This is a genomic window from Pseudomonas sp. 1, from assembly GCF_056626735.1.
In genome coordinates this window covers 148,196-159,706 of sequence record NZ_JBWXMQ010000009.1, presented here as the reverse complement: position 1 = coordinate 159,706, position 11,511 = coordinate 148,196, and the positions used below count along the sequence as shown (strand labels likewise).

Below are 11,511 nucleotides of genomic sequence, written 5' to 3'. Positions count from 1 at the left end.
TAAACCTTGCAGATGACATTTTGAATTTCGTGGCAAGCAACACGCACTCGCCACGATGGATTTCTAATCGATCACTTGGTGCCGGAATGGCCGAAACCGCCAGCGCCACGCTCGGTTTCGACGAACTCTTCGACCATTTCGAAGTGCGCCTGCACCACCGGCACCAGCACCAGCTGCGCCAGACGCTCGCCGACCGGCATGGTGAATTCGGTCTGGCCACGGTTCCAGCAGGACACCATCAGCGGACCCTGGTAGTCGGAGTCGATCAGGCCGACCAGATTGCCCAGCACGATGCCGTGCTTATGGCCCATGCCCGAGCGTGGCAGGATCAACGCGGCGAGGTTCGGGTCACCGATGTACACCGACAGCCCGGTAGGGATCAGCACGGTTTCACCCGGTTTGATCACGATGTCCTCTTGCAGCATGGCGCGCAGGTCGAGGCCGGCGGAGCCCGGTGTGGCGTATTGCGGCAGCGGGAATTCGGTACCGATGCGTGGGTCGAGGATCTTGGCTTGCAAAGCGTGCATGTAAATTAAACCTGGTTCAGACGTTCGGCGATAAAGGTGACGAGCTGGCGAGCGATCTTGCTCTTGCTGGTCTGGGCGAAAACCGTGGCGTGCAGCCCACGGTCGATGACGCTGCAGGCGTTTTCTTCGCTGTTGAAACCGATGCTCGGGTTGGCGACGTCGTTGGCGACGATCAGGTCGAGATTCTTGTCCTTCAGCTTGCGTGCAGCGTAGTCGAGCAGGTGTTCGGTCTCGGCGGCGAAGCCGACACTGAACGGACGGTCGGAACGGGTCGCGATGGTGGCCAGGATGTCCGGGTTGCGCACCATTTGCAGGACGAAGCCGTCACCGCTCGTAGGATCTTTTTTCAATTTTTGTGGGGCGACGACTTCCGGACGGTAGTCCGCGACCGCCGCCGAGGCGATAAAGATGTCGCAAGGGATCGCGGCTTCGCACGCGGCGAGCATGTCGCGGGCGCTGACCACGTCGATACGGGTGACGCGATCCGGCGTCGGCAGGTGCACCGGGCCGCTGATCAGCGTGACGCGGGCGCCGGCTTCCACCGCCGCTTCCGCCAGGGCGAAGCCCATTTTGCCGGAGCTGTGGTTGGTGATGTAGCGCACCGGGTCGATGTTTTCCTGGGTCGGGCCGGCGGTGATGACCACATGCTTGCCGGTCAGTGCCTGACGCTGGAAGCAGTCCGCCGCGAGCTGGGCCAGATCGGTGGCTTCCATCATGCGGCCCATGCCGACGTCGCCGCAGGCCTGGCTGCCGGAGGCCGGGCCGAAGGTCTTCAGGCCACGGCTTTCAAGGAGTTGCAGGTTGGCCTGGGTCGCCGGGTCGCGCCACATGGCCTGGTTCATCGCTGGAGCGACCGCGACAACGGCGTCGGTGGCCAGCACCAGCGTGGTCAGCAAATCATTGGCAATGCCTTGAGCCAGACGGGCCAGCAGGTCGGCGGTGGCCGGGGCGATCAGCACCAGATCGGCCCACTTGGCCAGTTCGATGTGGCCCATCGCCGCTTCGGCGGCCGGGTCGAGCAGATCCAGGTGAACCGGGTGGCCGGACAGGGCCTGCATGGTCAGCGGGGTGATGAATTCGCTGCCGCCACGGGTCATGACCACGCGCACTTCGGCGCCCTGATCGATCAGGCGGCGCACAAGGTCGGCGCTCTTGTAGGCAGCAATGCCGCCGCCGACGCCCAGAACGATGCGTTTCCGATACAGCCGCTGCATAGGTCTGCCTTTCATTTCGTTGGTGACATGCGTGGCGAAACCCCCTCCCCAGGGTGAATTCGCCCGCAAAAAAGATGGGCTACGATATCACAGCGACCGCTATGGAACAGCGGCGCCCACAGACAAGGAACGTGTATGAGTATTCGCGATTGGCCGGCGGCGGAAAGGCCGCGGGAGAAGCTGTTGGAACAGGGCTCGGGAAGTCTTTCCGATGCCGAATTGCTGGCGATTTTTCTCCGAACCGGCGTATCCGGTAAAAGCGCGGTGGATCTGGCGCGACACTTGTTGAATCAGTTCGGCAGCCTGCGGGCGTTGCTGGAGGCTGATCTCGGGGCGTTCAGCGAGCAATTGGGCCTGGGGCCGGCGAAGTTTGCCCAACTGCAGGCTGTGCTGGAGATGGGGCGGCGACATCTGGCCGAGCGCATGCGGCAGAAAACGGCGCTGGAGAATCCACAGGTGGTCCGCGATTACCTCAAGGCGATGCTGCGCCACGAGCCGCACGAAGTGTTCGGTTGCCTGTTTCTCGACTCCAAACATCAAGTGCTGACCTTCGAGACGCTGTTTCGCGGCTCGATCGACAATACGGCGGTGCATCCCCGCGAAGTGGTGAAGCGCTCGTTGGCCAATAACGCGGCGGCCCTGATCCTGTGCCATAACCATCCGTCAGGTAACACCGATCCCAGCCAGGCTGATCGATTATTGACCAAACGCTTGCAGAAGGCTTTGGAGCTGATCGACGTGCGGGTGCTCGATCACTTCATCGTTGGTGACGGGGAACCACTGTCGATGGCGGAGTGTGGCTGGATGTAGCTTGCAGCGACTGCAGTCGCTGCAAGCCGGGGCGGATTACTTGAGGGTGACCTTGGAGTAATCCTGCCGACCGAACGGGCTCACCGAATAACCCTGCACATCCTTGCGCGTCAGCGCATACGCCGTCGGATGCGCCAGCGGCAGCCACAGCGCCTGCTGCTGGATCTGCGCCTGCGCCTGCTCATACAGCTTGGTGCGCACACCTTGTTCGCTGGTGGTCTTGCCGGCGCTGATCAGTTTGTCCAGGTCGGCATTGCAGTAGCGGGCGAAGTTGGTGCCGGACTTCACCGCCGCGCAGGAAAACTGCGGGGTGAGGAAGTTGTCCGGATCACCGTTGTCACCGGCCCAGCCCATGAACAGCAGGTCATGCTCGCCAGCCTTGGCACGACGGATCAGCTCGCCCCATTCGATCACGCGGATTTCTGCCTGAATGCCGATTTCCGCCAGATCCGATTGCAGCAGTTGTGCGCCGAGGCTCGGGTTCGGGTTGAGCAGGCTGCCGGACGGGCGCGTCCAGATGGTGGTCTGGAAACCGTCCTTCAGTCCGGCCTTGGCCAGCAATGCCTTGGCCTTGTCCACGTCGTGCGGGTAACCCGGCAGGTTCTTCGCGTAGCTCCAGGTGTTCGGCGGATATGGGCCGTTGGCGGCTTCGGCGGTGTCCTCGAACACGGCTTTAAGGTAGTTGGCCTTGTCGAAAGCGAGGTTGATCGCCTGGCGCACTTCCGGCTTGTCCAGCGGCGGATGCTGACTGTTGATGCCGACGAATGCGGTCATGAACGCGTCAGTCTTTTCGACTTTCAGCGTCGGTTCTTCTTTTGCGGCCTGTACGTCCAATGGCTTGGGTGACAGGGCAATCTGGCACTCATTACGCCGCAACTTTTGCAGGCGCACGTTGGCGTCCGGGGTAATGGCGAAGATCAGCGGATCCACTGCCGGTTTGCCGCGGAAGTAGTCCGGGTTGGCCTTGTAGCGGATCGAAGCGTCTTTCTGGAACCGGTTGAACACGAACGGGCCGGTGCCGATCGGTTGGCTGTTCAACTTGTCGGTTGCGCCAGCCTTCAGCAGCTTGTCGGCATATTCAGCAGAATAAATGGAGGCGAAACCCATGCTCAGGGTCGCGAGGAACGTCGAGTCCGGGTGATCGAGGGTGAAGCGCACGGTCAGCGGATCCAGTGCGTCGATCTTTTTGATCAGCGTTGGCAGTTGCATTGACTGGGCATGAGGGAAACCGCTCTGGGCGACTTTGTGCCACGGGTTGGCCGGGTCGAGCATGCGGTCGAAGCTGAACTTGACGTCTTCGGCGGTCAGTTCGCGAGTCGGCTTGAAGTACTCGGTGCTGTGGAACTTCACCTGCGGGTGCAGCTTGAAGACATAAGTCAGGCCATCGGTGCTGACTTCCCAGCTGTCGGCCAGGCTCGGGACGACCTTGCCGCTGGCGGTGTCGAAGTCCACCAGGCGATTCATCAGCACATCGGCCGAGGCGTTGGTGGTGGTCAGCGAGTTGTACTGCACCACGTCGAACCCTTCGGGACTGGCCTCGGTGCAGACGCTCAGGGCGGCGGCCTGGGCCAGTGGACTCAGTAACAGCGGGGCGAAGAGCAGGGGGAGGGCAGCGAGGCGCATGGTCGGCTTCCTTTACAGATCGAAGGCCCATCTGCAAGTGCAGTCTGGAAAAGGCCTACCCTAGTGGTCGCGATTGCAAATGACTATCCCCTTTTTGCATTTTCGCGGCTTCGCGGCTGAGGATTTGTCGGAAGAGACGGCAGGAAAAGTCTCGACAGCGGGTATGATCGATTTTCTTCGACGAATGGTAAAAATTGCCGGCAGCCTTTATCCAAGGCGCCTGCAGGCAGAAAAAGCGGCTTTTTGACCATTCTTTGCACACGGAAAGTTGTTGCTCCGTGGTCTTTCTGGTATAAAGCAGCGCTCTTTTCTAGGGGCCCGGTTCCTTCGCTTGTAGGTGTAGCCGGTAAGACCTCTAAAGAATCGCGGCGCCTGGCGCCACAATGACTAGAGATTAAGCGGCCAACCCATGCCGGGTTGGGCATGTGGTTTTAGAGGGCTGAGGCATGTCTAGAGTATGTCAAGTTACCGGTAAGGGTCCGGTAACCGGGAATAACATTTCCCACGCAAACAACAAAACCCGTCGTCGTTTCCTGCCGAACCTGCAGCATCACCGCTTCTGGGTTGAAGAAGAGAAACGTTTCGTACGCCTGCGCGTTTCCGCCAAAGGCATGCGTATCATCGACAAGCGTGGCATCAGCGTTGTGCTGGCCGAGCTGCGTCGCGACGGCAAGGTTTAAGGGAGCTAATCATGCGTGAATTGATTCGTTTGATCTCGAGCGCCGGTACTGGTCACTTCTACACTACCGACAAGAACAAGCGTACTACCCCGGACAAAATCGAGATCAAGAAATATGATCCGGTTGTTCGCAAGCACGTGATCTACAAGGAAGGCAAAATCAAGTAATTGATTTTTCCCGACTTACGAAAAAGGCCCGTATCTCACGATACGGGCCTTTTTTGTTGCCGAAAAGTCGTCGCTGCCGTGATCCTGATCCACAAAAAAGGCCTGCACCTTTCGGTGCAGGCCTTCTTGAGAGGGGGAGTTTCAAATCCGTCGGATCATTTTCGGTTCAGATTGAACCAGATAATTCCACGCATGGGGTTGAGGTCGACGATCAGGGTCTCGACGTTTTCAAGATCTTCCTGTTCCTGTTCCTGTTCCTGTTCGTCTGGATCTTTGACGGAGTAGCCGGTGAGCTCCTTGATGTAGGCCCTGACGGCCGGTACAAATGGAGTACCGATCAGATGGCTGATCAGTTGAAATGCGTTTTCCTGAGTCATGTTTTCATATCCTTATGATTGAATGTCCTTTGTGGACGTCAGGATTTTTCACTCTTCTCCGGCACTCCGTGCGATATGTATTTATTTTTTGTCTTCAAAAATCACATAAATCTTGCGGCACGCCTCCAGCACTTCCCAGGTGCCACGGAAACCGGCCGGAATCACGAAGCGGTCGCCGACACGCAGAGTCTTGGCATTGCCTTCGCCGTCACGCAGCACCGAAACGCCTTGCAGGATTTCGCAGTATTCGTGCTCGGTGTAGTTCACCGTCCACTGACCCACCGCACCTTCCCACACGCCAACGCCCATTTGCCCGCAGGGGCTGTCGTACTGATTGAACACCGCCTGCTCGGGATCACCCTTGAGCACTTTGGCCGGGTCCGGGCGGTAGCGTTCGGCCTGGTCCATGGTCAGGCTGATGTCGACGACGTTCTGGATGTTCATTGTTGTTTTCTCCCGTGATGACGGCGCGGTGGCGTGAAAGGGTCAAAGTCTATGTTGATTAAATTGAACACCGCAAGGCTGTATAACTGCCTTATGTCAAATATATTGAAACAACCCCGGCCGCTGGTTTAGGGTGGCGGGTGCCTTGGGCCGAAAAGCAGGCTGGCCGGGCAGTATTCCTGAGGACGACCGCGACGATCGCGGCGCTCGTATTGAACAAGAGGAGGACACTCGAATGACCACCCTGACTCGTGCCGACTGGGAACAACGCGCCCGCGACCTGAAGATCGAAGGCCGCGCCTACCTCAATGGCGAGTACACCGATGCCGTCTCCGGCGAGACCTTCGAGTGCATCAGCCCGGTCGATGGCCGTCTGCTGGGCAAGATTGCCAGCTGTGACGCCGCCGACGCCCAGCGCGCCGTGGAAAACGCCCGCGCCACTTTCAATTCCGGCGTCTGGTCGCGCCTGGCGCCGACCAAACGCAAAGCCGCCATGATCCGTTTCGCCGGCCTGCTCAAGCAGCACGCCGAAGAACTGGCCCTGCTCGAAACCCTCGACATGGGCAAGCCGATCAGCGATTCGCTGTACATCGACGTACCGGGTGCCGCCCAAGCCCTGAGCTGGAGCGGTGAAGCGATCGACAAGATCTACGACGAAGTCGCCGCCACCCCACACGACCAACTGGGTCTGGTAACCCGCGAGCCTGTGGGCGTAGTCGGTGCCATCGTGCCGTGGAACTTCCCGCTGATGATGGCCTGCTGGAAACTCGGCCCGGCCCTGTCGACCGGTAACTCGGTGATCCTCAAGCCGTCGGAAAAATCCCCGCTGACCGCCATCCGCATCGCCGAACTGGCCGTTGAAGCCGGTATTCCGAAAGGCGTGCTGAACGTTCTGCCGGGCTACGGACACACCGTCGGCAAGGCGCTCGCGCTGCATAACGATGTCGACACCCTGGTGTTCACCGGTTCGACCAAGATCGCCAAGCAACTGATGATCTATTCCGGCGAATCGAACATGAAACGCGTGTGGCTGGAAGCCGGCGGCAAGAGTCCGAACATCGTGTTCGCCGATGCGCCGGACCTGCAAGCCGCCGCCGAATCCGCCGCCAGTGCCATCGCCTTCAACCAGGGCGAGGTCTGCACCGCAGGTTCCCGTCTGCTGGTCGAGCGTTCGATCAAGGACAAATTCCTGCCGATGGTGATCGAGGCGCTGAAAGCCTGGAAACCGGGCAACCCGCTGGATCCGGCCACCAACGTGGGTGCGCTGGTTGACACCCAGCAGATGAACACCGTGCTGTCCTACATCGAGTCGGGACACACCGACGGCGCCAAACTGGTGGCCGGCGGCAAGCGCATCCTTCAGGAAACCGGTGGCACCTACGTCGAGCCGACGATCTTCGACGGCGTGAGCAACGCGATGAAGATTGCCCAGGAAGAGATCTTCGGCCCGGTGCTGTCGGTCATTGCCTTCGATACCGCCGAGGAAGCGATCAACATCGCCAACGACACGCCTTACGGTTTGGCGGCAGCGGTCTGGACTCAGGACATTTCCAAGGCGCACCTGACCGCCAAGGCCCTGCGTGCCGGTAGCGTGTGGGTCAACCAGTACGATGGCGGCGACATGACCGCACCGTTCGGCGGCTTCAAGCAGTCGGGCAACGGTCGCGACAAGTCGCTGCACGCGTTCGACAAATACACCGAGCTGAAGGCAACCTGGATCAAGCTGTAAACCGTTGACGGAGCCTGCTCAGGCGGGCCCCGAACGATACAAAGATCCCTGTGGGAGTGAGCTTGCTCGCGAAAGCGGTGTATCAGTCAGCACATTTGCTGAATGTGAAACCGTTATCGCGAGCAAGCTCGCTCCCACAGTGTTTTGTGGTGCACATAAAAATTATCCACAGGAGCGTGGACCATGCGTTGGGCGACGTATTTCGCCGTGTTGGCGTCTGTCTTGAGTGTTGGCCTGGCCCTCGGCGTCAGCATGCCGCTGGTGTCGTTGCGTCTGGAGGGTTGGGGCTACGGCTCGTTCGCCATCGGTGTGATGGCGGCGATGCCGGCCATCGGTGTGTTGCTGGGGGCGAAGGTCTCCAGTCATCTGGCGGCACGCTTCGGTACGGCGAACCTGATGCGCCTGTGCCTGTGGGCCGGGGCGCTGTCCATCGGCCTGCTGGCGTTGCTGCCGAGCTACCCGATCTGGCTGGTGCTGCGGCTGATGATCGGCGTGGCCCTGACCATCGTGTTTATTCTCGGCGAGAGCTGGATCAATCAACTGGTGGTCGAGCACTGGCGCGGGCGATTGGTCGCGCTGTATGGCAGCAGTTACGCGTTGAGCCAACTGTCCGGTCCGTTGCTGTTGGGCGCACTCGGCACCGATCACGATTACGGTTTCTGGGTGGGTGTCGGTCTGCTGATCGCTTCGCCGTTTCTGCTGCTGGGCCGCAGCGGCGCGCCAAGCAGCGAGGCCAGCAGCGTGACCTTCGGCGATCTGTGGGGTTTCGCTCGTGAACTGCCGGCGATCGCCTGGGCGGTGTCGCTGTTCGCCGCGTTCGAAGCGATGATCCTGACGCTGTTGCCGGTGTATTGCCTGCAACAGGGTTTCACCGCAGAGATTGCGCTGGCGATGGTCAGCACCGTGGTGGTGGGCGATGCGCTCCTGCAATTGCCCATCGGTGCGTTGGCCGACTACCTGTCGCGCCGGACTTTGTTCACCGGCTGCGCCGTGGTGCTGATGCTGTCGAGTCTGGCGATCCCGATGCTGCTCGACACTTTGCTGATCTGGCCGCTGTGGGTGCTGTTCGGCGCCAGTGCCGGTGGCTTGTTCACCCTGTCGCTGATCCTGATCGGCGAGCGCTACCGCGACGATGCGCTGGTGCGCGCCAATGCGCATGTCGCGCAGCTGTGGGGCGTCGGTTGCCTGATCGGGCCGTTGATGGCGGGCGCGGGCAGCCAGTGGATCAGCGGTCACGCGTTGCCCTGGCTGATGGCGGCCGGGGCGTTCGGGCTGGTGATTCTGTTGTCGCGGCAAGGGGCGTTCGGCAAGGTGCCGGAGCCCGCTTGATGTGCCGGTTGGAGCGGGCTGCTACAGCATCCGCTCCAGTCCCACGGTGGTGCTGAACCACGCATTGAAGCGTCGCCACCAACTGCCCGGTTCCTTGGTCAGCGTGTGCATCTGGCCGTTGTCCTCGGTGACCCACACCACTTTTCCGTCCTGCAGTTTGGCTTCGTAACTCAGTGCTGGCGCCATGCCCTGCAAGGCCAGCTCGCGCACGTGAGCCGCCAGTTCGGGGCTGTCCACCAGCACACCGACCTCTGTATTCCACAGTACCGAGCGCGGGTCGAAATTGAACGAGCCGATGAACGATTTTTTGCCGTCGAAGATCATCGCCTTGCTGTGCAGACTCGAATCCGAGCCGCGATAGGACTTGCTGTAAAACAGGTGCGGGCCGCTGCCGTAGTTATCCCCAGGCTGGCGCCGCAGCTCAAAGAGCTTCACGCCATGTTCCAGCAGCGCCTTGCGATAGGGCGCATAACCGCCGTGCACCGCCGGCACGTCGGTGGCTTCCAGCGAGTTGGTCAAGAGGCTCACCGCTACGCCGGCATCGGCGCGGCCGGTCAGGTAAACCAGCCCTGGCTGCCCCGGCACGAAATAGGCGGAAATCATCATCAGTTCTTTGCTGACACCCGTCAGCTCCGGTGCCAGTTGGGTCGTCAGCAGCAATTGCGGATCGGGTTCATCCTTGGCCAGCACCTTGCTCGGCGCGTCCCACAGCGCCTGGTTCCAGGCCCAGATCAGCTCTTTGCGCCAGATATCCATCCGCGGGTCGGTGCGGTAGGTCATCAACTGCTGATACAGCGCATGATTCTGTTTGCGGGTTTCTTCCAGGGATTCTTCCAGGCGCGTGCGGGTGTTCTGCAGGTCTTTGGCTGATGGTTTGCTGGAAAGGAACTCGTCGATCGGCTTGCTCAGGGCGCTGTTCCAGTACTGGTCGAAACTGTGCCCGAGCTGCTCGGCGACCGGCCCGACACTGAGCATGTCGATATCGGTGAAGTTCAGGTTGGGCTCGGCATCGAAGTATTCGTCGCCCAGATTGCGCCCGCCGACGATGGCCGCGCTGTTGTCCGCCAGCCACAACTTGTTGTGCATCCGCCGGTGTTGCAGCGACAGGTTGAACAGGCGTCCCGCCGCCCGGGTCACGCCGGTGCTGCGCCCCAGGTGCAGCGGATTGAACAGGCGGATCTGGATCTGCGGATGCGCTGCCAGAGTCGCAATGATCAGGTCGAGGCCGTCGCTGGTGGTGTCGTCCAGCAGGATTCGCACCCGCACGCCACGGTCGGCAGCCTTCAGCACTTCTTCCACCAGCATGCGGGTGCTGATGCCGTCATGGACGATGTAGTACTGCAAGTCGAGGCTGCGTTGAGCGTTGCGGATCAGCTCGGCGCGGGCGGTGAACGCTTCGGTGCTGTTGGACAGCAGGCGAAAGCCGGACTGGCCCTTGTAGGGCGCAGCCTGAGCCTGGATCGAACGGCCGAACGCGGAGTCGGAGGCGGGCAATGCCTGGCTCGGTTCGCGCGGGACATCCAGTGAGGCGCACCCGGCGAGAACCAGGGCGGGCAGCAGTACAAGCGGCAGGAAGTGTCTGGAGCTCAAGTCGGATGGTTCCGGGTGTGGGCGAGGTCTGGAGTATGGCACGGTGCACGCCGCCTGTTGCCTGTTCGAGAGGGCAGTTAATCCGATCCCTGAAACAGAGCGGCTTGTAGCTTATGACTGTCGGCAGGACGCCTTTTCTTAAACAATTTGAGGATTTTTCCGGCTCACATCAGCTACACCCCACAGCGATTTTTCCAGCGCGCATTACTCCCTCGCCTTACATCGCTGTCAGGAAGCAATCTGAATAATGGCGGCGCTGATTCTGAGGCAGGAAATTTCCTGTTTTTCAGCAGAAGAAGCGCAGCTGGCCGTCATCTTTCGATTCTTATGGAGTGAGAATTTTCATGCGCAAGACCTTTCGTGCAATCGCTGTCGCCAGTGCCCTGAGTCCGGCACTGGCCATGGCCGCCGGTGCAGACCTGACCATTACCGGCAAAATCATCCCGACCACGTGTACGCCGGCCTTCACCGGCGGTAACACGGTGGATCTGGGGAATATTTCCGCCGCGGCACTGAACCGCGACAGTCAGACCGAACTGACCAACCACAATGTCACGCTGAATGTAAGTTGCTCGGCCTCCGCGCCCATGGCCATCAAGGTGCATGACAATCAGGCCCATACCCAACTGCAAGGTATCGTCATCGATGGCACCGATTGGGCGTTGTACATCTACGGAATCGGCGAGGTGGCAGGCACCAAGATCGGTGGTTACGGCCTGCGATACGGTACCCCCACAGTCGATGGCAAGCCGTCGATGATCATGTACAAGCAAGGGGGCATGACCAACTGGGACTCTCCGGATACCGCAACGCTGGTGGGAAAGAATGCCGAGGGCGGCAATCTTCGTTATTCGTGGGGCGCGTCCCTGTCTGCAGGCCCGACGCCGGGCGTCGTGCACACTTTTCCCATGACGCTGGTGCCGGTCATCGGCCCGTCGGTGAACCTGCCGATCACTTCTGACATCGCGCTCAATGGCTCGGCAACGTTCGAGCTGCTCTACCTCTGACACCGCGCGCAACG

At 60.5% G+C, this 11,511-nt stretch carries 13 protein-coding genes; 7 read left to right on the top strand and 6 right to left on the bottom strand.

The window, feature by feature from the left end:
- Positions 1-71: 71 nt before the first annotated feature.
- Together dut and coaBC are read right to left on the bottom strand one after the other, a co-directional pair.
- Entirely contained in the window at positions 72-527 is a 456-nt protein-coding gene (gene dut, locus AC1MDC_RS15685) for a dUTP diphosphatase (RefSeq protein WP_007954445.1), read from the bottom strand.
- Between the two features lie 5 nt (positions 528-532).
- Positions 533-1,741 (bottom strand): bifunctional phosphopantothenoylcysteine decarboxylase/phosphopantothenate--cysteine ligase CoaBC, encoded by a 1,209-nt coding sequence (coaBC, locus tag AC1MDC_RS15680; protein ID WP_085696823.1) that lies wholly within the window; start codon positions 1,739-1,741, stop codon positions 533-535.
- A gap of 135 nt (positions 1,742-1,876) precedes the next feature.
- Between coaBC and radC the strand changes: the two genes are divergently transcribed.
- Entirely contained in the window at positions 1,877-2,551 is a 675-nt protein-coding gene (gene radC, locus AC1MDC_RS15675; RefSeq protein ID WP_085696824.1) for a RadC family protein, read from the top strand.
- A gap of 36 nt (positions 2,552-2,587) precedes the next feature.
- On the opposite strand, the gene AC1MDC_RS15670 is transcribed toward radC, so the two are convergent.
- A complete protein-coding gene (locus AC1MDC_RS15670) occupies positions 2,588-4,174 on the bottom strand; it encodes an ABC transporter substrate-binding protein (RefSeq protein ID WP_085696825.1) in 1,587 nt (528 codons plus the stop codon).
- A gap of 79 nt (positions 4,175-4,253) precedes the next feature.
- On the opposite strand from AC1MDC_RS15670, the gene AC1MDC_RS15665 reads away from it, so the two are divergent.
- The 3 genes from AC1MDC_RS15665 (at position 4,254) to rpmG (ending at position 5,021) form a co-directional block, all read left to right on the top strand.
- Positions 4,254-4,421: a hypothetical protein gene (locus tag AC1MDC_RS15665; RefSeq protein WP_170929695.1), complete on the top strand. Its 168-nt coding sequence runs from the start codon at positions 4,254-4,256 to the stop codon at positions 4,419-4,421.
- Between the two features lie 199 nt (positions 4,422-4,620).
- Positions 4,621-4,854: a 50S ribosomal protein L28 gene (gene rpmB, locus AC1MDC_RS15660; protein ID WP_003177273.1), complete on the top strand. Its 234-nt coding sequence runs from the start codon at positions 4,621-4,623 to the stop codon at positions 4,852-4,854.
- Positions 4,855-4,865: 11 nt separating this feature from the next.
- On the top strand, positions 4,866-5,021 hold the full coding sequence (gene rpmG, locus AC1MDC_RS15655; protein ID WP_003177274.1) for a 50S ribosomal protein L33: 156 nt from the start codon (positions 4,866-4,868) through the stop codon (positions 5,019-5,021).
- A gap of 155 nt (positions 5,022-5,176) precedes the next feature.
- Here the strand turns inward: rpmG and AC1MDC_RS15650 are convergent, their stop codons facing one another.
- Entirely contained in the window at positions 5,177-5,398 is a 222-nt protein-coding gene (locus AC1MDC_RS15650) for a hypothetical protein (protein ID WP_480393304.1), read from the bottom strand.
- An 81-nt stretch (positions 5,399-5,479) separates the two neighbouring features.
- Entirely contained in the window at positions 5,480-5,842 is a 363-nt protein-coding gene (locus tag AC1MDC_RS15645; protein ID WP_085696827.1) for a cupin domain-containing protein, read from the bottom strand.
- 235 nt (positions 5,843-6,077) lie between these two features.
- On the opposite strand from AC1MDC_RS15645, the gene AC1MDC_RS15640 reads away from it, so the two are divergent.
- Both AC1MDC_RS15640 and AC1MDC_RS15635 read left to right on the top strand, forming a co-directional pair.
- Positions 6,078-7,571 carry an aldehyde dehydrogenase gene (locus AC1MDC_RS15640; RefSeq protein WP_085696828.1) on the top strand — a complete coding sequence of 498 codons (1,494 nt, stop codon included), beginning with the start codon at positions 6,078-6,080 and terminating at the stop codon, positions 7,569-7,571.
- 183 nt (positions 7,572-7,754) lie between these two features.
- On the top strand, positions 7,755-8,900 hold the full coding sequence (locus tag AC1MDC_RS15635) for an MFS transporter (protein WP_480393303.1): 1,146 nt from the start codon (positions 7,755-7,757) through the stop codon (positions 8,898-8,900).
- A gap of 21 nt (positions 8,901-8,921) precedes the next feature.
- Here the strand turns inward: AC1MDC_RS15635 and AC1MDC_RS15630 are convergent, their stop codons facing one another.
- Positions 8,922-10,490, bottom strand: a complete 1,569-nt coding sequence (locus tag AC1MDC_RS15630; protein WP_085696831.1) for a phospholipase D family protein — start codon at positions 10,488-10,490, stop codon at positions 8,922-8,924.
- A gap of 344 nt (positions 10,491-10,834) precedes the next feature.
- Between AC1MDC_RS15630 and AC1MDC_RS15625 the strand changes: the two genes are divergently transcribed.
- Positions 10,835-11,497 (top strand): DUF1120 domain-containing protein, encoded by a 663-nt coding sequence (locus tag AC1MDC_RS15625; protein ID WP_480393302.1) that lies wholly within the window; start codon positions 10,835-10,837, stop codon positions 11,495-11,497.
- Positions 11,498-11,511: the final 14 nt, after the last annotated feature.

Bases quoted from the DNA above. Each gene is read 5' to 3' on its own strand.
- dut (WP_007954445.1), bottom strand. From the start codon at position 527: ATGCACGCTTTGCAAGCCAAGATCCTCGACCCACGCATCGGTACCGAA.
- coaBC (WP_085696823.1), bottom strand. From the start codon at position 1,741: ATGCAGCGGCTGTATCGGAAACGCATCGTTCTGGGCGTCGGCGGCGGC.
- radC (WP_085696824.1), top strand. From the start codon at position 1,877: ATGAGTATTCGCGATTGGCCGGCGGCGGAAAGGCCGCGGGAGAAGCTG.
- AC1MDC_RS15670 (WP_085696825.1), bottom strand. From the start codon at position 4,174: ATGCGCCTCGCTGCCCTCCCCCTGCTCTTCGCCCCGCTGTTACTGAGT.
- AC1MDC_RS15665 (WP_170929695.1), top strand. From the start codon at position 4,254: ATGACTATCCCCTTTTTGCATTTTCGCGGCTTCGCGGCTGAGGATTTG.
- rpmB (WP_003177273.1), top strand. From the start codon at position 4,621: ATGTCTAGAGTATGTCAAGTTACCGGTAAGGGTCCGGTAACCGGGAAT.
- rpmG (WP_003177274.1), top strand. From the start codon at position 4,866: ATGCGTGAATTGATTCGTTTGATCTCGAGCGCCGGTACTGGTCACTTC.
- AC1MDC_RS15650 (WP_480393304.1), bottom strand. From the start codon at position 5,398: ATGACTCAGGAAAACGCATTTCAACTGATCAGCCATCTGATCGGTACT.
- AC1MDC_RS15645 (WP_085696827.1), bottom strand. From the start codon at position 5,842: ATGAACATCCAGAACGTCGTCGACATCAGCCTGACCATGGACCAGGCC.
- AC1MDC_RS15640 (WP_085696828.1), top strand. From the start codon at position 6,078: ATGACCACCCTGACTCGTGCCGACTGGGAACAACGCGCCCGCGACCTG.
- AC1MDC_RS15635 (WP_480393303.1), top strand. From the start codon at position 7,755: ATGCGTTGGGCGACGTATTTCGCCGTGTTGGCGTCTGTCTTGAGTGTT.
- AC1MDC_RS15625 (WP_480393302.1), top strand. From the start codon at position 10,835: ATGCGCAAGACCTTTCGTGCAATCGCTGTCGCCAGTGCCCTGAGTCCG.